This is a genomic window from Methylocystis sp. JAN1 (assembly GCF_052186135.1).
Taxonomy (GTDB): domain Bacteria; phylum Pseudomonadota; class Alphaproteobacteria; order Rhizobiales; family Beijerinckiaceae; genus Methylocystis.
Window position 1 is genome coordinate 685,383 of record NZ_CP181499.1, and the last position, 22,010, is coordinate 707,392.

Below are 22,010 nucleotides of genomic sequence, written 5' to 3' on the forward strand. Positions count from 1 at the left end.
TCCCCGCGAAACCGTCGAAACGTCGTCAGATTCCCTGCCGCTTGCTCGAGCCGCTCGCGCCCTGATCCGTCGCGCCGCCCTGGCCGGTTCCTTGATTGAGGTCCTGAGAACTCGAGCCCTGGTTGGTGGTTCCCGAACGTTTGTTTTGCATCGATTTGCTGCTGCCATACGTCTGGTCAGCGCCCCGCGCATGATGGCGATGGTATTTCGAGCAATGATGCGCGAAGGCCGTCGTCGGGCCCAGGGCGATGAGAGGCGCCACCAGCGCCGCCGCGAGGAATTTCCTGTTCATTTCATTCTCCCTTTAGCATTCACCGGCGCCGCCGGATCAATGGGAACTAAGCGACCGGACATTTGTGGCAAGCGTCGCGAATATTTCCGTTTTATTACTGCGCAAGCTTGATCGCGCGGTAAACGCCCTTCCTTCCGCGTTTGTGACGAGGCGGTGCGCGCAGATCCGGATTTCGCCGACAGTCCGGCGGCGACATTTTCCCGAGAACGGCGTTTCCGATGCGCTATTGCTCCGCTGGTTGCCTGAAGGACGCGCTCTAACTGGCCTCGTCGCGGGCCGCGCATTTTTGGCGTAACGAGGACGCAGCATGTTGGAAACGCAGTCTCGTTCGATTGCGAAACTTGCGCTCGGCGCCATTATTGGCGCCGCCGCGAGCGCCATGGCGGTTGATGCGGCCGCTGCTCAACAATCCCTCATGGCGCTGGCGTCCGACGCCAAAAACTGGCCGATCGCATCGCGCGACTACGCCAATACCCGCTTCAGTCCCCTCGATCAGATCAATGCCGGAAACGTTGCGCAACTGAAACTCGCCTGGTCTTTCTCCATCGGCGCCGATCGCGGGCAGGAAGCTGCGCCGCTCGTCGTCAACGACACGATGTATGTCGTCGGGCCTTATGACGGGCCGCATCCGAACCAGGTCTTCGCGCTCGACGCCACGACCGGGGAGTTGAAATGGTCTTATGCGCCCAAGCCCGACCTGGCGGCGAAGGGCGTCGCCTGCTGCGACGTCGTCAGCCGAGGCCTCGCCTATGACAGCGGCAAGATTTTTCTCAATACGCTCGACGACCACATGGTCGCGCTCGACGCGCGGAGCGGCAGCGAATTGTGGGTGACGAAACTCGGCGACATCAATCTCGGTGAGACGATGACGATGGCGCCGCTTGCGGCGCGTGGGAAAGTGTTCGCCGGCAATAGCGGCGGCGAGATGGGCGTGCGCGGCTGGATCGCCGCCATCGATCAGCATAGCGGACAGATCGCCTGGCGGGCTTATTCGACCGGGCCCGACTCGGAAGTGCTTATCGGCGCGGATTTCAAACCGCATTACGACTGGATGAAAGGCAAGGATCTCGGCGTCCAGTCATGGCCGGCCGATCACTGGCGCACGGGCGGCGGAACGGTCTGGGGATGGCTCTCATACGATCCCGAGACGAATCTGGTTTTCTACGGGACCGGCAATCCGGGGCCGTGGAACTCCAATCAGCGGCCGGGCGACAATCTCTGGACCAGCACGATCCTCGCGCGCGACGCCGATAGCGGCGCCGCGAAATGGGCCTATCAGTTGAACCCGCACGATCTTTGGGATCACGACGAGGTCAACGAGAATATGCTGCTCGATCTCGAGATCGGCGGCAAGGCGCGCAAGACGCTCATCCATCCGGGCCGTAACGGATACATGTATGTCATCGATCGCGCGAACGGCGAAGTGCTCTCCGCGGACCCATATGACACCGTCACCGTCTACAAGGGCGTCGATCTCAAATCGGGACGCATCGAGCCTAATGACGCGTTGAAGCCGGTCGTCAACAAGACGATCGAGAACATCTGTCCGGCGCCGCCAGGGGCCAAGGATTGGCAGCCCATGGCGTGGTCGCCGCGGACGAAGCTGCTCTATGTGCCGCACCAGCATCTTTGCGCCAATTTCAGCGCCAGCGAAGTGAGCTATATCGCCGGCACGCCTTTCGTCGGCGCCACGGTCGACATGTATGCGGGCCCCGGCGGCCATCGCGGCGAATTCCTGGCCTGGGACCCCGTCAGGCGCGCCAAGGCCTGGTCGGTCACGGAAAAGTTTCCCGTATGGAGCGGCGCGCTCGCGACCGCCGGCGACGTCGTGTTCTATGGCACGATGGATCGCCTCTTCAAGGCGCTCGACGCAAAGACAGGCCAGACGCTGTGGCAGATGCGCGGCCCCTCGGGCTTCATCGGACAGCCCGTCACCTATCTTGGCCGTGACGGCGCGCAATATGTCGCGATCCTGTCTGGCGCCGGCGGTTGGCCGGGCGTGATCGCAAACGCCGAGATCGATCCGCGCGTGCGCAATTCCGCTCTCGGCTTTGTCGGCGCCACGCAGGACTTGCCGCTTTACACCGTCGGCGGCAGCACGCTGCTCGTCTTTTCTCTTGGCCAGCCGAATGGCGCGCAAGCGCCGCCCGCGCGCTAGGAGGCGAAGATGCGCCCCCCGCTGCTCGTCGCTCTCGTCGCCTTGGTTCTCGTCGCCTTGTCGGGGCCAGGCTTCGCGCAGTCGAATCTGCTGCGCGTCTGCGCGGACCCCAACAATCTTCCTTTCTCCGACGCCTCCGGGAACGGGTTCGAGAATCGACTCGCGCAGCTCGTGGCCGATGAGATGGGAAAGACCGTTTCCTACACATGGTGGGCGCAAAGACGGGGTTTCATCCGTCATACGCTGAAGGCCGGGCAATGCGACGTGGCGATGGGCGTTCCTGCGCATTACGAACTCACGGAGACGACGCAGCCTTATTACCGTTCGACCTATGTCTTCGTCTCGCGCGCAGATCGCAATATCGATATCTCCTCGCTGAAGGACCCGCGGCTTCGAACGCTGAGGATCGGCGTCCATCTCTTCGGCGACGACGGGATGAACGCGCCGCCCGCGCATGCGCTGGGCGATCAGGGGATCGTCGGCAACGTCATCGGCTACACCATCTATGGGAACTACCGGGACTCGGCGCCGCCTGCGCGTCTGATCGAGGCGGTCGAGAAGGGCGATGTCGATCTGGCGGCCGCGTGGGGGCCGCTCGCCGGATATACGGCGCTGCATTCTTCAGTTCCGCTGCGCATCGTCGCCATGGAGGACACGGAAAGTTTCGCGCCCTTGCAATTCGCCTTCGACATTTCGATGGGCGTGCGCAAAGGCGATCATGAGCTGAGAGCGCGCCTCGACGATATTATCAATCGCAAGCGTGCGGAGATTGACGCGCTCCTGACGAGCTACGGCGTGGTCGCGGCGCCGGCGGGCGCCGGCAGGAGAGAGTGAGATGAAAAAATTTCATTTCGATCTCGCGTCGCTAGCGGCCGTAACTGCGCTCGCCTTTATCGGGCAGAGCGCAATCGCGCGCCCTCTCAGACACGCTCCGCCGAGAATTCGGCAGCCGAGAGTGGAGGCGCCTGCGCCGCAGCCGACACAACGCGCGCCCGCCGAGGAAGGCGCGGCCGCCCCGCGGGCCCCATGCCTTCCGCCCTATCGCGGTCCCGAAAAGGTGATGGAGGCGCCTGTGTCCAGCCTCTTTCCCGGAAACACGGGTCCCGCGCAACCGGTCAGGAACCCTGTCTCAGGCGATCCCGAAGCTCTGCAACGCGGCATGGCTTACTTCAACATGTTCAACTGCGTCGGCTGCCATGCGCCCAATGGCGGCGGCGGGATGGGGCCGTCGCTGAGCAACAAGTTCTTCATCTACGGAGGCGAGCCGCAGAACATTTATCTCAGCATCTATCAGGGCCGGCCCAACGGTATGCCCTCCTGGGGCGCCATGCTGCCTGAAAACATCATCTGGGATCTCGTCGCCTATGTGGGCTCGATCAGCAAGGATCCTTCATCGACATGGGGCGAGACCATGTCGCATGACGCCTTCAAGATCGAGCAGACGCCCGCAGGATTCGCGCAGACCGCCACGCCATGGAGTCAGACGCAGCGGTTCGGCTTCGGCCAGAAGCCGAATGAGAGACGCTGATGCAGACGCCCGCAAGTCCGCCGATGAATTATCTCCAGGCCTTCGGGGACAAGGCGGAGGCCATCTCCGTTCTGACATGGGCGCTGCTTTGGCTATCGATTGTCGTCGTCGCGATCGTCACGCTGCTGACGATCGCCGGCGTGTGGACGCGCCGGACCTCGCTCGACGCGAACGAAGCCGCGCGCGAGCCGATCATTCGTCGTGGGGGCGGCCTGTCCTGGATCACCATCGGCGTCGCATTGTCGACGATCGCCCTTTTCGGCGCGATGATCTGGAACGCCTACACCATGGCGGCGATCAACAGGCCGCCGCGCGAACCGACCCTCGCCATCGAGGTTGTGGGCTATCAATGGTGGTGGCGGTTCCGTTACAAGAGCGACGATCCGTCCAAAATTTTCGAGACGGCGAATGAGGCCCATATCCCGACGGGCGAGCCCGTCCGCCTTGAGGTTCGCGCCGAGGACGTCATCCATTCTTTCTGGATTCCTGCGCTCGGCGGCAAGACCGACCTGATCCCCGGCCAGACCAATGTGAGCTGGCTCGTGGCCGGCAAGCCGGGCGTCTATCGCGGGCAATGCGCGGAATATTGCGGTCGTCAGCACGCGCATATGGCGCTGACGGTCGTCGCCGAATCGCCCGACGCTTTTCGCGCCTGGCGTGAAGCGCAGCAGCGGCCCGCTCAAAAGCCGCAGGGGCCGCTCGCCGCAGACGCGGTCCTTTTCACGGGCCGTTGCGGCGCCTGTCATACCGTGCGGGGCACGCTTGCGGGCGGCAGGCTTGGTCCAGATCTCACTCATGTCATGAGCCGCGGCGATATCGCCGCCAACACGCTGCCGAACAGCCCGGCCGGCCTGACCGGCTGGATCGCCGATCCCCAATCCGCGAAGCCCGGGAACATGATGCCCCGGCTGGAGCTCGAGGCGTCCGAACTGACGCGCATCCGCAATTTCGTGCAAAGCCTGAAGTGAGAGGGCGACCCGATGGCGATTTCGGCCGATTATGACCGTCCTCTCGAATTGGAGCGCAAGAGCGCTTCTTCGCTGGACGAAAAGCTCGCGCGCGTCTGGGAGGGCGAACCGGGGCTTCGCGGGTGGCTTGCGACGGTTGACCACAAGGAATATGGCAAGCGCTATATTGCGACGGCCTTTCTATTCCTGTTCATCGGTGGGATCGAGGCGCTCGTCATGCGCTTGCAGCTCGCGGCGCCCAACCAGACTCTTCTGACCCCGGAACAATATGACCAGCTCTTCTCGATGCATGGTTTGACGATGATTTTTCTCTATGCGCAGCCGGTGCTGTCCGGCTTCAGCGTCTTTCTGTTCCCGCTGCTTCTCGGCACGCGCGACATGGCTTTTCCGCGCCTCAACGCCTTCTCCTATTGGATCTACCTTTTCTCCGGCCTCTTCATCTATGCGGGCTTCGTCATCGGTTATGGTCCGAATGGCGGCTGGTTCAATTACGTCCCTTACGCCCTCAAGCGCTTCAATGCTGGCCCCAATATGGATTTCTACGCGCTGGGCATGATCCTTTTCGGCATCTCGTCGACGGCGGGCGCGACGAACTTCGTCGTTACTTTTCTGCGCGCCCGCGCCCCCGGCATGTCGATCAATCGCGTGCCCATTCTCACCTGGGGGACGGTGACGACGTCCTTCGGAATCCTCTTCTCCGTTCCCGCCGTCAGCCTCGCCTTTTTCCTCTTATGGATGGACCGGCAGTTCGACACGCATTTCTTCGATCCGGCGGGGCGCGGCCAGCCGCTTTTGTGGCAGCATCTCTTCTGGATCTTCGCCCATCCCTGGGTCTATGTCGTCGTCCTGCCCGCAATGGGCATTGTCTCCGACGCCTTGCCGATCTTCTGTCGCAGGCCGCTCGTCGGCTATACGGTCGTCGTTCTCGCAACGGTCGCGACGATGGTGATGGGCTTCGGCGTCTGGCTTCATCATATGTTCGCGACAGGGATTCCCTTCCTCGCGCTATCTTTCTTCAGCGCCGCCTCCTTCGTGATCACCGTGCCGAGCGCCGTCGCGGTCTTCGCTTGGATCGCGACGATCTGGACGGGTCGGCCGGTGTTGTCGACCGCCTTTCTCTTCTTCGCCGGTTTCATCGTGACCTTCGTCATCGGCGGCGTCTCGGGCGTCATGACGGCCGCTGCGCCGAGCGATCTGCAGCTTACGGACACTTATTTCGTCGTGGCCCATATTCACTACGTGCTCATCGGCATCAATGTCCTCGCGGTGATGGGCGGGCTTTACGTCTGGTTTCCAAAAATGACGGGACGCATGCTCGGCGAGCGGCTCGGGCGCTGGAATTTCTGGCTGGTTTTTCTCGGCTTCAACGTCGCTTTCCTTCCCATGCACTGGACGGGCCTCGCGGGAATGCCGCGGCGCATCTACACCTACCCCGAAGGCCTTGGCTGGACCGGGGTGAACCTCGTGACGACGGTCGGCGCCTTCATTCTGGCCCTCGGGACACTCCTGCTGCTCGTCAACATTTTCGTCAGTCGGCGGAGCGGCGCGCTTGCAGGTCCCGATCCCTGGGGCGGGCCGACGCTCGAATGGACAATTCCCTCGCCGCCGCCGGTTTACGATTTCGCCGTCATCCCGGCCGTCGCCAGCCGTCATCCGCTCTGGGAGGAGGCGCTTCAGGAAGGCGCGGGCCATTCCTCGCTCGATCGTGGCCTCAGGCTTGACGAGGGGAAGGAAATGCTGGCGACCACCGCGCTGGACGCGGAGCCGGACGCGATCCAGAAAATGCCGGAAGATTCCTTTGCGCCGCTGTTGACGGCGCTCGCCCTGACCGCGCTCGCCGCCGCCGCGCTGGTTCACGCCTTTCTGTTTGCGGCGATCTTCTTCGTGGCGCTGCTTCTCGCAATTCTCATATGGCTATGGCCGCGCCGCGAACTGGGGCAGATCGCGGAGGCTCCCCATGTCTGAGGCCGCCTTTCGAGAAAGAAACCTGCCGGTCGGAAGCATCGCGCATAAAAGCTTCGGCTGGTGGGGCATGATGACGCTTATCATGACCGAGGCGTCGCTCTTCGCCTATCTCCTTTTCGCGTACTACTATTTCATGGTCCAATATGGACGCGAATGGATTTCGGAGACGCCGACGGTCAATCTCTCTCTTCCAAATACGGCGATCCTGCTTCTCAGCAGCGTCTTCGTCTGGTGGGGGGAAAAGGGCGCGAAAAAAGGCCGGCAAGGTCAGCAAGCCTCTGGCCTGGCGTCGGGCGTCGTTCTGGGAACGATCTTCATCGCGATCCAGGTCCTCGAATGGCGGCAGAAGGCTTTCACCCTCGCGTCGAGTTCCTATGGTTCGAGCTTCTTCGTCACGACCGGCTTTCACATGGCGCATGTCGCCGCAGGCGTCCTCATGCTCGCGGCCGTGTTCGCATGGTCCCTGCTCGGCTATTTCGACGCGAGGCGAAACGCGGCCATATCGATTGCGGCCGTCTACTGGCACTTCGTCGATCTCGTCTGGCTCGCCATCTTCTTCACTTTCTATATCACGCCGCACATGGGGTGACCCGATGGCCAAGCCGATCATGGAATCCTACGGCGTCGAACCGCCCTCGCCGCAACGTCATCTTGTGTCGGATGCGGCCGTGTTCTCGGCGCTTCTCGCTCCTCCCCTCGCATGGTCCTTGCAACTGCTGCTGAATTACGGCCTTGCGAGCCATGCCTGCTTTCCGTCGCAGGCGCCAAAGGAGTTTCTGGCGTCGGGCTGGGCGTGGCTGAACTGGGGCCTTATCGCCATCGGCGTCGTCGCGCTGGCTATCTCCGTCGCTGCGACCGTCGCCTCTTTCTTCCTTTGGCGCCGAACGCGGACTGAGGCGGCGGGCGACCACGCGCATCTCATCGAAGCCGGTCAGGGCCGAACGCGCTTCTTTACGATCTGGGGCGTGTGGTCCGGCGTCTGGTTCATCCTGCAAATCCTGTTTGGCCTTGTCGCCGCGATTGGAGCGCCGGGATGCGGAAGCTGATTTTCCCTTTGGGCTCGACGGCGCCGTTCATTTTTACACAGCCGGCCTTCGCCCATACGCCCGAGCCATCACAGGCGAATTCTCACGCCTGGGCGATTGTCGCGATTTTTGTGGCGTCGTTGATCTATCTGGAAGGCCTCCGCAGGATCGCCGCGCGCGACGCCCTCAGCCGCATCGCCGGTCCATGGCGAATGGCCGCTTTCGCAGCCGCAGTCGCCGTGGCGACCGCCGCGCTCGCGTCGCCGGCCAGCGCGCTGGGCGAAGAGCTTTTTTCCTTTCACATGGCGCAGCATCTCGCATTGATGCTGATCTGCGCCCCTCTCTTCGTCGCAGCGCGAGCCTCGCTCATAATGACCTGGGCGTTCCTGCCCTTTGCGCCGCTCCTGCGTTCGAGCCTTCAGGCGCTGCGCGCGCCTTGGCGGGCGCTTTCGTCGCCGCTCGCGATATGGCTCTGGTTCATCGGCTTCTTCGGCCTGTGGCACCTGCCGGGTCTCTATCTGTGGGCGTTGCGCAACGAGGCCGCGCATGCGCTGGAGCACGCCTGCTTCTTCGCCAGCGCATACGCGTTCTGGTCGGTCGCTTTCGCGCCGCCGCGTCGCGGAACTTTGGGATATGGGGGCCGCGTCCTTTTTGTCGCCTCAGCGGCGTTGCTCAGCGGATTGCCGGGCGCCTTGATCTCCATCGCCGCGCGCCCGCTTTACGCGCCGCACGCCATGGCGACGCTGCGTCACGGACTGACGCCGCTCGAAGATCAGCAGCTTGCGGGTCTCGTCATGTGGATAATCGGCGGCCTCGCCTATATTGCCGCGGTGCTGGCTCTGCTGGCGCTGTGGATGCGGGAAGCGGAGCGAAAGGCCTTGCGCAAGAGCCGCGCCGCGACGACGCTTGTCGCCTGCATGGCGCTTTCCGCCGCCCTGACAGGCTGCGACGACGCCGCGCTCTGGCGCGGCGGACAGGCGGTCGCGGGCGTGAACGTCGGGGGCGATCCCCAAAAGGGCGCACAATATATCGCCGCGATTGGTTGCGGCGCCTGTCACTCAATTCCCGGCGTCAGCGGCGCGTCGGGCCTTGTCGGGCCGCCGCTCGACAATATCGGACGGCGCGTCTATATCGCAGGCCTGTTGAGAAACACGCCGGACAATCTCGAAGCGTGGCTCCGGGATCCTCAAAAGGTCGTCCCCGGCAATGTGATGCCGAATATGGGCATATCGGAAGAACAAAGCCGCGATATCGCCGCCTATCTCTATACGCTGCGATGAAAGCGTGACGCGGCTCAGCTCTTTTTCAGGATCGAGATCCTGCCATTCGGCTCCAGCATGAAAAGGCGCGCCTGCGTCGCGTCGTCGAGGCCCTCTTGACGCAGCGCGACGCCGACATCTTCTTCACTGAGCCCGAAGCGCCGGAGAACCGGCTTTTCGAGCCGTCCGTCTGCGCCGAGCGGAACCGGCGGTCCCTCGATGATGCGCGCCATGCCGGGAGATTTGGACGCGAGGCGCGCCGCCGTCCAATGCAACCCCATGAGCGCCGCCGTGGCGACGAGCGTGCCCCATAAGGGGGCGCCGCCGGTCAGGGCGCGGCTCAAATTCGATCCTGCGATCACGGAGACGGCGACGTCGAGCGCAGACCATTTGGCGAAGGTCCGGCGGCCCGACAGGCGCATGAGAAGGAGTCCATAAAAGAAGATCAGACCGGCCCGCGCGCATTCTTGCGCCACGGACACATGGTCCTTGATTCCGAAGATGTCCTCGAGCGCCATCGTCGCCCTCCTGCATGCTCGCTCTCTCGCCAGCCTGCGCGTCATATAGGGCGACGCGCTTTTTACAGCGGCGTGGCGAATTCGCGCAAAGCCGTGGCGTTGAGCGGCGCCATGTCGAGTCCGCGAAAGATCGCGCAGCGCTGAAAGGCGGCGAGGTCGGGCGGGGCGCTTTTCTGGTGGCAGAATTTCGCAACAAGCTTCGCGAGGCCCTTGATGTCGCGCCCCGTCGCTTGCGGAAAAATCCACACAAGCGAGTCGATGAGCGTCTCGTCGAGCGCGAGATCGAACTGGTCCGCCATCACGCGCCATATGCGCCGCCGCGCTTCGTCGTCCGGCGGATGGTAGCGGATGAGAGCGATGCAACGCGACACGATGGCTTCATCGATGTCGTCGACGCGGTTGGTCGTGAGAAAAAGCAGGCCGTTGAAATATTCCAGCACGCGCAGAAAGACGCCGACGACGGCGTTCATCGCGATATTGTCGTCGCGCCGCTTGATGTAGACGTCCGCCTCGTCGATCAGCATCACCGCGCCCCAACGCTGGGCGCGCGTCAATATGTCCTTGAGCGCGGCCTCCATGGCGGCGACGTTCAGGCCGAGCTGTCCGGAATGCACGCGATAGAGCGGGCGCTGGATGATCTCGGAATAGACCTCCGCGGTCAGCGTCTTGCCGACGCCGGGCGGACCGGCGCAGAGCACGGTGGTGCCGCCCGACTTGCCCTGTACGATGTCCTCCATCAGCACATCCATCTCTGCGGTGAGAATGTCGATGAGGTCGGTCTGCTCGGGAGGCAGGATGAGCTTCTGCTTGAGCGCCGGCTTGTATTCGTACGGCTGCATCTGGTCGACATGCACCCAGACATATTGGTGCAGGTCGAGATGGAACATGAAAAGATAGGGGTGGACCGGAATGCGGGTGAAGAGACCGTCGGGGATCTGCGCCTGCAGCGCCGCCAGTTCGTCTTCGCCCGCGAAACGGTTGCTCTTGCCGGCCTTGCGCAGGAAGTGCCCGAGAATGTCGCCAGGCGCCTCGAGCGTCAGGCTGCGCGCCGCCAGCACGCCTTCGTCATTGACGAGCCGCGCCTCGCCGCCGCTCGTCGACAAAACGACGATGTCCTTGCGCGACCAGTCCGTGTCTCGATGAGTGGCGTTGGGGTCCTCCCCATGGAAGCCGGTCCCCCTGGCGCTGAACTGACGGCCGTAGCGTCCACGCCATTCGAAATAGGTTTCATTCGAGGTCTCGAAAGCGGCGACGAGTTCGGGCGTTTCGCGAAGAAAGCCCTTCGCCGCGAGAATTTCGCTCACCGTGCGGCCCGCGACGTCCGCCGCCATGATGCGGATCAGGCTCGATTGCAGCGCGCCCTTGGCGTTGGCCTTCATCTCGACGAGGATCTTGCCCGCTTCGTCGTTCGAGGCCGGAACATAGTCGAGACGCGTGACCAGATAGGGCAAGGGCCGCGCGGCGACGCTCGCGGTGAAAAGCCATCCATGAATGGGGCGTGTCGTGAGATAGCGCACCAGCGCCGGAAGCACGTCCTCCAGATCGCCGCTCTCGAAGCGCTGTCCTTCCGCGGCGAGCGCCGAGCGCAGCGTCGCCAGCTGCGCGGCGCGGGCGCGCAATTCCGGTCCGGCCCGCCGATAGCGATCCTCGAGGAAGTCCAGCTCGTCGCTGGAAAGACGGCCAAGGTCGACTTCGACGCGGTCGCCGAAGCGCAACTGCGCCGCGAGCCCGGCATGGGCGGGGAAGCGCGCGATCAGGGCTTCGACGTCATTTTTCTCGATCTCGATATTCATGGTCTGCGTCGCCGCTCGTCTGGATAGGGAGGAAGCGTGAGAATGCGCGGATCTTCAACGGCGCCGCCGACCGTGAAGTGATAAACGTCCTGAAACCGCATGTCGCCGGACGCGAGGCCGAGCGAGGCGTGAACTTCGTCGTCGAAAAAGCAGCCGATGCCGGTTCCAGCCAAACCCGCGGCGGTCGCCCAGAGATAAAGGGCCTGGCCGATCAGCCCCGCCTCCCAGTGCAGACGGCGATAGGCGGAGGCTCCTTCCTCGGAAAGGGCGCCTTCGAAGTCCGCGATCATCGCGACGGCGAAGCAACCCTTGCCCGCGATGGGCTGGAGACAGGCGGCGCGCGTCGCCTCGCGTTCGACCGCTCCGGCGCGCAGACGGAAGAGGGGCAGGCTTGTGAGCCCCGTGGGCGCCCATGCGAAATCGGCGGAGAGCGCCTGACGCAGGCGCGAGACGGCGTCTTCCTGCCGCGCGAGGAGATAAAGCCCCGGCTCAAGGCCCTCGACGCGATGGACGTAAAGAAGAAGCGTCAGGCGCGGCCGCCAGGGAAAGACGGACAGCAGGGGCGCGGCGCTTGGCAGCGTTGCGGCGCAGATGCGGCGGAAGGCGTCGAGCGACAGAACGGCCTCGCCGTCCATGCGCTGAACGCTGCGGCGCGCGCGGACGACCTCCCCGATGGCGGGGCCGGCGAAGGGCGCGGCGGGAAGCCGCGCCGGCGCGGGCGCGGGAGGCGCAGTTCCCCGCTTGCGGCAAAGCCGCAAGGCGCGATCGACGATCGGCCAGCCGTCATGGTCGTCGCTGAGGCGGTTGGCGGCGCCGTGGAAGCCGCGCGGCGCATTCAGGATCGCTTCCATGTCGATCGCCGGCGCAGCTTCTCCGTCGATGGCGACCCAGAGCAGGAGATCGGGATGTTCTTCCTCCCGGCGGTGACAGGCGTCGTGGCGATCAAGGCCGATCAGCGCCGCGATATCGTCGTCCGAGGGAGAGGCCGCCGCCTGCGCGCGCCAGCCGAGCGCTGCGGCGGCCTGCGCCACGGCGCCGATGGCGTGTCCGGCGTCCAGCTGACAATAGCGAAAGGCGCGTTCGCCATATTTCCACGATTCGCGCCACGGAATCGAGCTAAGCGCGACAAGGAAGCCGCCATCGGGCAAGATCGAGGCCGTTTCGTAGCGCGCGCGTTCCTCCAGGCCATGCGCCAGCGGCGCGTAATGGAAGAGACCGGCAGCCGCGTCGCCGCAAAGCGCGTTGATTAAAAGATAGGCTTCCGTCGGGTGAAGATTGCCGGACGAGGGATTGTTGCGCACGGCCCATGTCGACCCCTCCGCGCTTTTCCAGGCGCTGAGGCCCAAAGCGAGTTCGAGAAAGAGCCCCAGCGACGTTGGGTCGAACGGCGCGGCCGCCGCCGCGGGACCAGGGAAACTTGTCGCCGGCCCATCGCTTAGAGGCAGCTCGATCAGCCGCGCGCCGTCGAAGCGGCGGTAAGGAGACGGCTGGGAGGTCCAGTCGAGAAAGGCCGGCCCGAGCGCATAACGCGTCGGCGCGTGCTTGGTGCGCGAATGATAGTCTCGAATATCGGCGGGCAGGGCGTCGGGATGGGCGTTCATCGAAACCAGCGTCTCGCGCGCGCACGGAATTTGATCGGCATGCCGGGCGTTTCCCCGTGAAGGACGGCGGGCGCCATTCAAGAAGGGCGCCCTCGCGCCGCCGTGGAAAAATCAGTGAAAAATCAATTGCTTGTCGCGGCGGCGGAAATAGTCAATGTCCGGAAGGCGCTGCCTCTCTGTCGTTCGCATGGTGCGTTTGGCGCTTTGGCGACATTGACCCTGACGCGGCCGGCGGCCGCGGCGCGAAACCGGCTCGCAATTTGGATTTGAGTCTGAGCCGCGCTGAAGCCGCCTCGGCGGCCATGGCGTCATTGAGGAATGAAGGCGAGGACCCGTTAAGCACGCCCCTTCGCCCGCTATGCCCGCCCGCCGAAAATCATCCGCTCGGCGAGCCAGCGACGCGGAGCCGACGGCAAAATGGCCATGGCCAGCAGCAAGCCGACATTTTTGAAGCGACGCAAAGGATCAATCGCCGGCTGGAACAGGAACCCCTTGATCGCCGCGAGGACGGTCACGAGGCGGCCCTGGTCGGGCAAAGGTCGTCGATCGTACCCGGCGTCCCGCGCCAACAACAGCCAGAGCGACGGATAGGCGCCGACCAGATGGCTCCGCCACGGTAACGAAACGCCTCTTTCGCGGGCGAAACGCTGCGCGTTCTGTTGCGCCCAGTACTGGTAATAGGCGTGATCTCCGAGATTGCGGGCCGTTTTCCGTCCGGAGGTCATGGAGACGTTGCCGCCATGGGTTCGATAGACGCCGAGGATTTCGTTTACATGCGCGATCTTGCCGAAGACGGGAGCCGAATAGAGGAGATAGGCGTCGACGCCATCTCCGTCCAGCCTTTCGGCGCGGGCGAGAATCGTCGTGACATAGTCGCGATCGAATGCGTTCCCGCTCATGGGCGCGGAGGGATAATAGCCGTTCGCCGCCAGAAACTCGGCGTGTCCTTCGTCGAGAAACGGTTCGCCCGGCCAGACACGCGTCGGATCGCCGTTGATGCTCAGTCGATAATTGAGACAAACGACATCCGGCCGCCAGGCCTGCGCGATTCGGGCGCAAGCTTCCGGCAGCAACCAATCATCCGCGTCGAGGCTGATGACGACTCTTCCGCGCGCAGCGTCCACCCCGGTTCGAAGCGCCTTCGCCTGCCCGCCATTCTCCTTGAAGATCGCCACCACGCCCGGACGCGCCTCGATGACGTCGCGTGAATTGTCGGTGGAGCCGTCATCCACCACGACGCATTCGACTTCCGGATGCGCCTGGGACAGGACGGAATCGATCGCGTCTCCGAGAAACCGACCGTAATTGTAATTAGTGATGACGACCGAGATCAGCATGAGGGGATCCTGTTTCCTCGAACGGCCGAGGCGCCACGATATTGATCAGACGCGCCGCCACGCTTTCCCAGGAATAACGGCGGACATAGGCTTCGATTTGTGCGCCTTCCGGCGGCGTCGCGGCTCGCAACGCCGCCCATATCCGGTCTGCGCCCATGTCGCGCCCCACAAAGGCGGCCCAGGGCGGCGCCACCGACCGGTGAACGGGGATATCGCTGCACAGGATCGCGCGCCCGTTGATCGCGCATTCGACCAAGGGCATGTTGAACCCTTCGGCGAGCGAGAGCGACAGGAAGCAGCTTGCATTTCTGCCTAGCCAGCGAAGGCCGTCGTCCTGAAGATCGCGCAGCCAGATAAAGCGCGTCGGCTTACGCAACGCGAGTGCGTCCATGCGCGCGACGATCTCGCCCCAACCCGGCCTGCCGACGAGAACGATCGGCGGCGCGCCATCCGGGGCTTTTTCGACAAGATCGGCAAGCCGGTCATATCCTTTGCGCGGCTCAACCGTGCCGACCACGAGAATGAACGCGTCCGGCGCGCCGTCCGGACGTCTTTCCGGCCCGTTGACGTCGAGGCCCGGCGCATTTCCGCACCAGTCTATGTCGGAGCGGGCGAACAAGGCGCGCAAATCGTCCGCCACCGGCTGCGTCGTGCCCAGAAACCGATCATAACGCCGCGCCATGAGATTCTCGCCATAACGATACAGCAGGCGGCCTTTCCACGGCATCGGCCGCTCCCACGACCAGGGAAAGACGTCATGGGCGATCCGGCAAAGATTGTTCTCCGACGGATGAAAGAGCGGGCTCGCGGGAGCCGTCGGAAAGATGACGGCTTCCGGAGCCAGCCCTCTCCGACGGATGTCCTGCGGCAGCAAAAACCATCCGCGGTAAACATGGGCGACCGTCACCAGACCCCGCTGGTCTGCGAAGAGCGACGGATCATGGACGAAGGCGAGCGATTCCGGCCGCATCCGCCGCACGGCTTCGAACAAATTTATCCCGTAACGCTCGACGCCCGTGAGCGCCCGCCGCCTTGTGGCGAGGATAAGATCGAAGATCAGCATTCAGCCGGCTCCGAGACAAATCGGTCGGTCGCGAGCGCGGAAAGCTCAGCGACGAGTTTCGGGATGGCGCGCGACTGAGCGCGCGGCGCAATTTGCCCGGCGATTTTCAAAGGGTCCACCCGTCCCGCGAGCATCGCGGCGCGCATCTCGGCCATCGCCGCCACGTAATCTTGCGCCGAATAGCGTTCGACGAAACGGACCCCTTCATTGCCGTCATAGGCGGCGCGCAGAGTCGGAAGGGTCGGAAGGACATAGGGACGCCCGCAGGCCAACGCTTCGACGACGACATAGGGCGAACCTTCGCCAAAGGCCGAACACATCAGTCCGAGATGGCAGGAGCGCATGGCGTCCGCGAGCGCGGCCGGTCCGAGGAAACCGTGATCGATCACGAGATGATCGAGCCCCTCGCGCGTAAAGGCGTCAAAATCCGCGCCGAAATAATGAAATTCGAAATCTCCCGGCGCCACGCGGACGGCCTCTCGAACGATGTCGAAAAGGAGCTTGGGGTTTTTCTGCGGCGCGATGCGTCCCCCGTAAAACACGCGCAGAGGTTTGGCTTTTGTCAGCGCCGGCAAAGGAGCCGGCGCGAAAGCTTCGTCGTACCACGCATCGAAATAGGCGATGCGCGCGCCGAGCAGTCGACGCGTGACGCCCGGAACCCCGGATGGATCGCGCCCGACGATTTGCACCCGGTCCGCAAGAAACGGCAACAACAGGCAGCAGGCGTGATGAAGCAGCCAGTGCAGGCGATTGCCGGGTCCCGGCCCCGTGCCGTGGATCGTGACCGCGCGCTTTCCGGGGAACAGCAGGCCGAGGAAGATGTATTCGGGACGGCTGAACTCCAGCGTCTGAACATTGTTGTCGCGCAGAAAGGCGGCTATCGCCCTGCGCTGCGCGAATACGGCCCGGAGAAACCGAATCCATCTCGGGACGCGCCCCGACGATTTGACGTCGACCTCGAACAGGCGCGCTGATTTTCGCGAGCCGGCTGCGGAAACGAGCGCCACGCGCTCCGGCGCGCCTGTGAAAATCGTCATGACATAGCGTTCGATCCCGCCCTGCGTCTCGAAAACGTCGTTCTGGTGGAAGAACGCGATGCGCGGCGCGGCGTCATGAGGGAGGCCGCCGGATTTGGCCAAGATCGCACTCATATGACTGGCTCCCGGGAGACGCGCTGAATCCGCTGCGCGATGAGCGCGCGGATTTCAGGGAAGAAGGCGAGGATCGACGCCGCGTATATGGAGGCGCCGGCGAGAATCGCGACGGCGACGGAAAACGAATGGGGCGCGACCGGCGTGAATCTCAGAACGAGGCCCATGACGCCGCTGGCAGCGCAGATCTTGAAAACGGCTCCCGCCGACGGCGGCGGCAGGCCGAGCTTGGCGAAGCAATAGGCGAAGGAGCCGATCGTGGCCGCGACGGTGCCCGCCAGCATGCCCGCCGCCGCTTCGGCAAAACCGCCGACATAGAGGCCGAGGGCGCAGAACGCGATGTTCAGGATGGCCTCGACAATCAAAACATAAAGAGTGAGACCCGGACGCTCGACCAGATACATCGCCTGTTCGCAGGTGTGAATGCGCAGGAAGCGCAGACTTGCGGCGCACATCGCGATTGGCAGGACGACGATCGTCGTTTCGCGGAAATTTTCGGCGATCAGGAGCGTCACGACGGGCTCGGCGAGCGTCGCCAATCCAACCGCCGCCGGGAGAAGCACGCCGAAAAGAAGCAACCCGTTGAAGGACACCTGCGCCAGCGCGCCGCCGCGGTCGCCATTCTCGTAATGCTTGACGGCGAGCGGATAGGCGGCGGCCGTCAGCAACATGGCGAGGACGCTCGCAATCCGCTGCCCGATGCCCCAGCCGACCGAGATGAGGCCGAGCGCCACCGGGCCGTCGATATATTGGACCAGCACGCGAATGACGTTGCCGGCTCCCCAGCCGATTACGCCTCCGATCAGAATTGGAGTAGCGTAACGGCGTAGTTCTCCGAACAGATCCGGGTCGAATTCGCCGACGCCGAAACGGATTTGCTTCATCAGAACGAGCGCGGCGATGGCGAGGGCCTGACCGGCGGCCTGCGCGCCGAGCACGACCGCCGCTATCGGTCCATATGTCAGGATGGCGAGGATCGACAGAACCGCGCCGGCGATCGAGCCGATCAGCTGGGCGGCCGAATAGGCGCGGATGGCGTGGTCCGCGCGCGCCCAGTCGCTGTAATGCGCGACGAGCATTCGCGTGACGAGATAGGCCGCCGTGCCGGCGATCGTCGCCGCATCGAGCGGCAGGTCCAGCAGGAGCAGGACGACGGGCGCGAGAAGGATCTGCAAAAGGGCGCTGAGCGCCGCCATGCGCTGATCCATGGCGACGAAGCGCTCATGCCCCCGCGCACGAAAGCGTTCGCGGAAGCGCAAGACGAAAAGCGTCCAGCCGGTCAGACCCGCGAAGGCGACGATCTCCTGCACGGAGATGACGAAGTTGACGAAGCCGAAGGTCGCGGGGTCGAGGAGATGAGTCCACGCCACCGTCATGGCGAACTGCGCCAGAGGCGGCACGAATTGCGCAGGCAGGTAAAGGATCGTGCTGTGCAGAAGTTTACGAAAATGCTCTGCCATTGGAGACGACCGCTTCCCGAGCTTCCCGCGCGTCGCTTCACATCGCCATGGAGCGCGCGCGACCGGGTCTTCTGTGCACTCTTTGACGCGCCGTAGATACTAAAATTGGAAATTAAAGTTTACGTGATGGCCTTTTGGCGCGCTTCGCGCTTTTTCGCAACGGTAGTTTAAGCTTTGAGCCGTCGAATGCGCGCGTCTGGCGCCTGCGTGACCTGAAAATGATCTCAAAACGTTATCTCGCCCTTGATGGATTGCGCGGCGTCGCGGCGCTCGCGGTCATCTTCTACCATGCGCCTTGGCTGACGCATTTCTCCGACCTCCAAATCACCAAAAACGCCTATCTCGCAGTCGATTTCTTTTTCATATTGTCGGGTTTCGTCATCGCGGCGAATTACGCCCCCGGAATCGCCCACGGGGGAGATTTACGCGTCTTTTTAACCAAACGCTTCTTTCGTCTCTATCCATTGCACTTCGTCATTCTCGTCGCGCTCGTGGGGCTCGAAATCGTGAAACTCGCCGCCCAGGAAAGAGCCGGCGCATCCGACATCGCGCCATTCACGGGGCCCAATTCCCTATCCCTGCTATTGGAGAATCTCCTGATGCTGCAAGGCGTCGGCCTGGAGGGCCGGCTGGGGTGGAATCCCCCGGCGTGGAGCGTCGGAGCGGAATGCGTCGCCTATCTGCTCTTCGCATGGGTCGCGCTCGCGGGTCTTGTCAGGCGCGGACGGCTCGTCGTCGCGGTCTGCGTCGCTTCTTTCGCCGCCTATTTGCTGATCGCCGTCAGCGAGAACACGCTCGACGTGACCTATGTCCTCGGGCTCGTTCGCTGCGTGGCGGGATTTTCGCTCGGCGTGGCCATCTGGCTCTATTCGCCGCAAAAGTTCCCGAACGCCCCCTTTGTCGCGGGCGCCGCCGGGCTTCTCGCGCTCGCCGTGATGGCTTTTGCAGGAGGCGGCGCGACCGTCGCGATCGTCCCGCTGTTCGTCGGCCTGACGGCGGCGCTGCAATATGACGAAGGGCGGGTCGCAAAATTTCTTTCGACGCGGACGGTCCAGTATCTCGGGCGCGTTTCATATTCAATTTACCTGACGCATATGCCCCTGCTCTTTGTTTTCAAGACCGTTCTGAAGCGCGTGGCGCACCTCCACTTTCACGCCGGCGCGCATGGGCAGATTCTTGACGTCGGCTCTCCATGGATCGGCGATGGGCTTTTTGCGGGCGTCGTCATTGTCGTGCTTGCGGTCTCATGGGCGACGCACAAATTCGTCGAGGAACCCGGGCGGCGCCTTGGCGCGCGCCTCGCGCAATCTTTCGCCGCCCCGGGTGAACGAAGCGCGGAAGTCGGCCGGTCGGCTCAAGCGCCGACTTAGCGGTTTGCTGCAGCGTTGCGTCATTCGTGGACGGCCTCGTTTCAGCAAGCTGTGCCGAAACGGCGCCGCAAAGCTTCTCCCTCCAAACGAGTATCTTCTTTGAATCAATATCATGCCGAGCATGGCGCGTCCGTTGCTGATCGCATGTCGGCGCCGCATCTTGGCGCCGACATGCAGGGCAGGGCGATGAGTTCAGTTTCCGGCGCGCGGGCGTCCGCTCGAGCCGTTCCGATAAAGATCACGGTCAATGTCGACTGCGGCGAGACCGCGATCGGCAAGGTCGTCGAGCGCCTGCAGGCCGGCCTCGGCTTCTGCTTCTACACTTTGAACCTGGATCACCTTTCGACTTTGTCGGCGAGCGGCGCGTTCAGAGAGGCCTACCGCGCGGCTGAACTCGTCTCCGCGGATGGTTGGCCGATCGTCTGGTTGCTGCGACGGCAAGGCGCAGAGGTCGTGCGCACGACTGGCGCCGATCTTCTCGAGCCGATCTGCGCGGCCGCCGCCCGGGAAGGTTTCGGGGTCTATTTCGTCGGTCCCGGCGAGATCTCCCAGGCCAAAGCCATCGACACGTTGCGCGCGCGCCACAAGGGGTTGGAAGTGGCGGGAGCCGAATGTCCATCGCTCTCCGGGCACGCTGATCAGGAGACCGTTGCGCGGGTCGCCGCGCGCATTTCGAATTCGGGCGCGAAGCTCTGCATTCTGTCGCTCGGGTCGCCCAAGCAGGAGATGTTCGCTCACCGACTCCGGGCGCTATGTCCGGGGGTCGGCTTCATCGGCGTCGGCGCGGGCATGGATTTCATCTCGGGCGTCGTGATCCGCGCGCCGGCGCACATGCAACGCTGGCGTCTGGAATGGCTATGGCGGCTCATGAGTCATCCGAGCCGGCTCGCGCCGCGCTATTGGCGTTGCGGAACTTTTTTCGCGGGCCTCCTCCTGCGCGGCCTGATGGATCGAAAAGAGCTGGCGATCGTGCGAGGCGCGGATGGCGGGGCGGGCGAACCGGGCGCGCAATGACGGAGCCTGCGTCCTGGACGAGGCTATTTACTCCGCCAGCCACAGACGTCGATCGTCTCGAAGCCGCCGCCGACATTGAGCGTATGCACGCCATGCGCCCCAGTCCCCGGCGGGGGACCGAGACGTTTTCCGACCGATTGCCGCAGGCCTTTCTCGTCGAGGCCGTCGATCCGGCACAGCGACAGGCCGGAGCCATAGCCGGCCGAGCAGTCCTGCGCCGGGCGCCAGAGCGCATCCTTGCGACGAAAGACATTGCCGGCCGGCCGAGCGGCCGTCGCGTCGATCAGCACGGGTCCGTCGCCGCATCGGCGCCAGGGTCCGAACGGCGAGTCCGCAACGAAGAGGGACAGGCAGTCCCAGGTGGAGCCTCCATCCTCCCGCGTCGTCGCCGTCATCCGCCAGCGCCCGTCCATTTCGAAGATCGTTGCGTCGGAAATGTCGAGGTTGTCGATCAGGACGCTGTGAAGGACCCACTTCTCGGGGAAGGGGTCCGCGCGATAGAGCGCCAGCGAGCGGGAGCCGGAGCTCTCCGGCATCATCCATATCTCGCCGTCGCGCTCGAAAAGGAACGGGTAGGACAGATGACAATCCGCCTCCAGCACGATGCGGGGCGCCTGCGCCGGGGCGCCGCTCTTGTCGAGCGGGAGCCAGGAGATGACCGCTTTCCCCGTCGCGTAAGGAAACTCTTCGCAAAAGACGTGAACGACGCCATCCTTCTCGAACAGGAACGGATCGGCGAAGTAGCGGCGCCTGTCATCCTCGAGCCAGATCCAGCGCGGGTCGGCGGGCCAATCCAGACGCGCTTGCGTGGCGTCGTCGAGCGCGGCGAGCGGGCGCCAGCCGATGCGCCAATGATTTTCGTGCGCGACGAGGCGGCCCAGCCGGGAGCCGACGCGTCCCAGCACGGATCTGACGAGAAAGCCCGCCGCGGCGTTCCCGCGCGCGGCGTCGAACGCCTCCAGAGAGGGAGCGTCGGCGCTTCCGTTCTTAATAAGCGATCGGATGAGCGTGATGAGGCGGGAGGCGACCGCCTCTCGCCCGCTACGGAGAATTTCAGGCCGCTCCAGGGCGATGCGGGCGTTTGCGATGAGGACTGTCCGGTCTCCCTCCTTTTTCGCAAGCCCCACATTTGGGGGCGCGCGGTCGATGAGCATGGCGTCGCAGGCGTCGTCGCCCGCGACGCCGCCATAGACCGGGAAAACGGCGCCCGCCGCCGGGACCGGCTGGCCGGTGAGATCGATGACGAGATCCGCCGGCTCCGCGCTTTGCGGGAAGTCGTCGGTCTGCGGTTCGGCGTCGAGGAGACTGTCGCGCCGGCGGGTCAGCAGAAGCCGCTCCAATTCGTCGAGCAGGATCATCGCGGACGAGCGCCCTGGCCCCGCGCGCCAGTCAAAGGCGACCCGGGCGCCGTCGCTTTCGAGCGCCTCGAAAAGCTGCCTGTGCCAACGTCGAAGCTCGTCTTTCCGAACCAAAATCCGCACGGAGGACATTCTTTCGCGCTCCCGAAA

The 22,010-nt window shown here is 64.0% G+C and carries 19 protein-coding genes; 10 read left to right on the forward strand and 9 right to left on the reverse strand.

Translation table 11 applies throughout. The annotated features are described in order from the left end of the window. Window positions 1-25 precede the first annotated feature (25 nt). The gene (locus ACNHKD_RS03215) at window positions 26-292 is read right to left on the reverse strand and encodes a hypothetical protein (protein ID WP_442755680.1); all 267 of its coding nucleotides are present in this window, start codon (window positions 290-292) and stop codon (window positions 26-28) included. A gap of 307 nt (window positions 293-599) precedes the next feature. On the opposite strand from ACNHKD_RS03215, the gene ACNHKD_RS03220 reads away from it, so the two are divergent. The 8 genes from ACNHKD_RS03220 to ACNHKD_RS03255 all read left to right on the forward strand — a co-directional run bounded on the left by ACNHKD_RS03220 (window position 600) and on the right by ACNHKD_RS03255 (window position 9,216). Next, on the forward strand, window positions 600-2,450 hold the full coding sequence (locus ACNHKD_RS03220; RefSeq protein WP_442755681.1) for a PQQ-dependent dehydrogenase, methanol/ethanol family: 1,851 nt from the start codon (window positions 600-602) through the stop codon (window positions 2,448-2,450). A 9-nt stretch (window positions 2,451-2,459) separates the two neighbouring features. Continuing rightward, on the forward strand, window positions 2,460-3,284 hold the full coding sequence (locus ACNHKD_RS03225; RefSeq protein WP_442755682.1) for a substrate-binding domain-containing protein: 825 nt from the start codon (window positions 2,460-2,462) through the stop codon (window positions 3,282-3,284). A 238-nt stretch (window positions 3,285-3,522) separates the two neighbouring features. Further along, complete coding sequence (locus ACNHKD_RS03230; protein WP_442755683.1) at window positions 3,523-3,978, forward strand: c-type cytochrome; 456 nt, start codon at window positions 3,523-3,525, stop codon at window positions 3,976-3,978. Further along, window positions 3,978-4,946, forward strand: a complete 969-nt coding sequence (coxB, locus tag ACNHKD_RS03235; protein WP_442755684.1) for a cytochrome c oxidase subunit II — start codon at window positions 3,978-3,980, stop codon at window positions 4,944-4,946. The genes ACNHKD_RS03230 and coxB overlap by 1 nt, the downstream gene beginning before the upstream one ends. 12 nt (window positions 4,947-4,958) lie before the next feature. Continuing rightward, window positions 4,959-6,911, forward strand: coding sequence for a cytochrome c oxidase subunit I (locus tag ACNHKD_RS03240; RefSeq protein WP_442755685.1), 1,953 nt, complete (start codon window positions 4,959-4,961; stop codon window positions 6,909-6,911). Further along, on the forward strand, window positions 6,904-7,500 hold the full coding sequence (locus tag ACNHKD_RS03245; RefSeq protein WP_442755686.1) for a cytochrome c oxidase subunit 3: 597 nt from the start codon (window positions 6,904-6,906) through the stop codon (window positions 7,498-7,500). Before ACNHKD_RS03240 ends, ACNHKD_RS03245 begins: the two co-directional genes overlap by 8 nt. Before the next feature lie 4 nt (window positions 7,501-7,504). After that, the gene (locus tag ACNHKD_RS03250) at window positions 7,505-7,957 is read left to right on the forward strand and encodes a hypothetical protein (protein ID WP_442755687.1); all 453 of its coding nucleotides are present in this window, start codon (window positions 7,505-7,507) and stop codon (window positions 7,955-7,957) included. Beyond that, window positions 7,945-9,216, forward strand: coding sequence for a cytochrome c oxidase assembly protein (locus tag ACNHKD_RS03255; protein ID WP_442755688.1), 1,272 nt, complete (start codon window positions 7,945-7,947; stop codon window positions 9,214-9,216). The genes ACNHKD_RS03250 and ACNHKD_RS03255 overlap by 13 nt, the downstream gene beginning before the upstream one ends. 14 nt (window positions 9,217-9,230) lie before the next feature. Here the strand turns inward: ACNHKD_RS03255 and ACNHKD_RS03260 are convergent, their stop codons facing one another. From ACNHKD_RS03260 to ACNHKD_RS03290, 7 genes are all read right to left on the reverse strand, one after another. Next, entirely contained in the window at window positions 9,231-9,713 is a 483-nt protein-coding gene (locus ACNHKD_RS03260) for a DUF421 domain-containing protein (protein WP_442755689.1), read from the reverse strand. A gap of 62 nt (window positions 9,714-9,775) precedes the next feature. Further along, window positions 9,776-11,506, reverse strand: coding sequence for an AAA family ATPase (locus ACNHKD_RS03265; RefSeq protein ID WP_442755690.1), 1,731 nt, complete (start codon window positions 11,504-11,506; stop codon window positions 9,776-9,778). Beyond that, window positions 11,503-13,107, reverse strand: a complete 1,605-nt coding sequence (locus ACNHKD_RS03270; RefSeq protein WP_442755691.1) for a SagB/ThcOx family dehydrogenase — start codon at window positions 13,105-13,107, stop codon at window positions 11,503-11,505. Before ACNHKD_RS03270 ends, ACNHKD_RS03265 begins: the two co-directional genes overlap by 4 nt. Window positions 13,108-13,463: 356 nt before the next feature. Next, a complete protein-coding gene (locus tag ACNHKD_RS03275) occupies window positions 13,464-14,444 on the reverse strand; it encodes a glycosyltransferase family 2 protein (protein ID WP_442755692.1) in 981 nt (326 codons plus the stop codon). Beyond that, window positions 14,419-15,507 carry a glycosyltransferase gene (locus tag ACNHKD_RS03280; protein WP_442755693.1) on the reverse strand — a complete coding sequence of 363 codons (1,089 nt, stop codon included), beginning with the start codon at window positions 15,505-15,507 and terminating at the stop codon, window positions 14,419-14,421. Before ACNHKD_RS03280 ends, ACNHKD_RS03275 begins: the two co-directional genes overlap by 26 nt. After that, window positions 15,501-16,658: a glycosyltransferase gene (locus ACNHKD_RS03285; protein ID WP_442755694.1), complete on the reverse strand. Its 1,158-nt coding sequence runs from the start codon at window positions 16,656-16,658 to the stop codon at window positions 15,501-15,503. The genes ACNHKD_RS03280 and ACNHKD_RS03285 overlap by 7 nt, the downstream gene beginning before the upstream one ends. After that, on the reverse strand, window positions 16,655-18,118 hold the full coding sequence (locus tag ACNHKD_RS03290) for a lipopolysaccharide biosynthesis protein (protein ID WP_442755695.1): 1,464 nt from the start codon (window positions 18,116-18,118) through the stop codon (window positions 16,655-16,657). The genes ACNHKD_RS03285 and ACNHKD_RS03290 overlap by 4 nt, the downstream gene beginning before the upstream one ends. Before the next feature lie 218 nt (window positions 18,119-18,336). On the opposite strand from ACNHKD_RS03290, the gene ACNHKD_RS03295 reads away from it, so the two are divergent. After that, complete coding sequence (locus ACNHKD_RS03295) at window positions 18,337-19,488, forward strand: acyltransferase family protein (RefSeq protein WP_442755696.1); 1,152 nt, start codon at window positions 18,337-18,339, stop codon at window positions 19,486-19,488. Between the two features lie 99 nt (window positions 19,489-19,587). Further along, window positions 19,588-20,502 (forward strand): WecB/TagA/CpsF family glycosyltransferase, encoded by a 915-nt coding sequence (locus ACNHKD_RS03300; protein WP_442755697.1) that lies wholly within the window; start codon window positions 19,588-19,590, stop codon window positions 20,500-20,502. A gap of 23 nt (window positions 20,503-20,525) precedes the next feature. Here the strand turns inward: ACNHKD_RS03300 and ACNHKD_RS03305 are convergent, their stop codons facing one another. Then, complete coding sequence (locus ACNHKD_RS03305; protein ID WP_442755698.1) at window positions 20,526-21,992, reverse strand: glucosamine inositolphosphorylceramide transferase family protein; 1,467 nt, start codon at window positions 21,990-21,992, stop codon at window positions 20,526-20,528. Window positions 21,993-22,010 lie beyond the last annotated feature (18 nt).

Excerpts from the sequence above, each read along its gene's own strand:
- ACNHKD_RS03240 (WP_442755685.1), top strand. The coding sequence starts at position 4,959 with ATGGCGATTTCGGCCGATTATGACCGTCCTCTCGAATTGGAGCGCAAG.
- ACNHKD_RS03280 (WP_442755693.1), bottom strand. The coding sequence starts at position 15,507 with ATGCTGATCTTCGATCTTATCCTCGCCACAAGGCGGCGGGCGCTCACG.
- ACNHKD_RS03215 (WP_442755680.1), bottom strand. The coding sequence starts at position 292 with ATGAACAGGAAATTCCTCGCGGCGGCGCTGGTGGCGCCTCTCATCGCC.
- ACNHKD_RS03305 (WP_442755698.1), bottom strand. The coding sequence starts at position 21,992 with ATGTCCTCCGTGCGGATTTTGGTTCGGAAAGACGAGCTTCGACGTTGG.
- ACNHKD_RS03275 (WP_442755692.1), bottom strand. The coding sequence starts at position 14,444 with ATGCTGATCTCGGTCGTCATCACTAATTACAATTACGGTCGGTTTCTC.
- coxB (WP_442755684.1), top strand. The coding sequence starts at position 3,978 with ATGCAGACGCCCGCAAGTCCGCCGATGAATTATCTCCAGGCCTTCGGG.
- ACNHKD_RS03220 (WP_442755681.1), top strand. The coding sequence starts at position 600 with ATGTTGGAAACGCAGTCTCGTTCGATTGCGAAACTTGCGCTCGGCGCC.
- ACNHKD_RS03265 (WP_442755690.1), bottom strand. The coding sequence starts at position 11,506 with ATGAATATCGAGATCGAGAAAAATGACGTCGAAGCCCTGATCGCGCGC.
- ACNHKD_RS03295 (WP_442755696.1), top strand. The coding sequence starts at position 18,337 with ATGATCTCAAAACGTTATCTCGCCCTTGATGGATTGCGCGGCGTCGCG.
- ACNHKD_RS03255 (WP_442755688.1), top strand. The coding sequence starts at position 7,945 with ATGCGGAAGCTGATTTTCCCTTTGGGCTCGACGGCGCCGTTCATTTTT.
- ACNHKD_RS03250 (WP_442755687.1), top strand. The coding sequence starts at position 7,505 with ATGGCCAAGCCGATCATGGAATCCTACGGCGTCGAACCGCCCTCGCCG.
- ACNHKD_RS03290 (WP_442755695.1), bottom strand. The coding sequence starts at position 18,118 with ATGGCAGAGCATTTTCGTAAACTTCTGCACAGCACGATCCTTTACCTG.
- ACNHKD_RS03285 (WP_442755694.1), bottom strand. The coding sequence starts at position 16,658 with ATGAGTGCGATCTTGGCCAAATCCGGCGGCCTCCCTCATGACGCCGCG.
- ACNHKD_RS03270 (WP_442755691.1), bottom strand. The coding sequence starts at position 13,107 with ATGAACGCCCATCCCGACGCCCTGCCCGCCGATATTCGAGACTATCAT.
- ACNHKD_RS03225 (WP_442755682.1), top strand. The coding sequence starts at position 2,460 with ATGCGCCCCCCGCTGCTCGTCGCTCTCGTCGCCTTGGTTCTCGTCGCC.
- ACNHKD_RS03245 (WP_442755686.1), top strand. The coding sequence starts at position 6,904 with ATGTCTGAGGCCGCCTTTCGAGAAAGAAACCTGCCGGTCGGAAGCATC.
- ACNHKD_RS03260 (WP_442755689.1), bottom strand. The coding sequence starts at position 9,713 with ATGGCGCTCGAGGACATCTTCGGAATCAAGGACCATGTGTCCGTGGCG.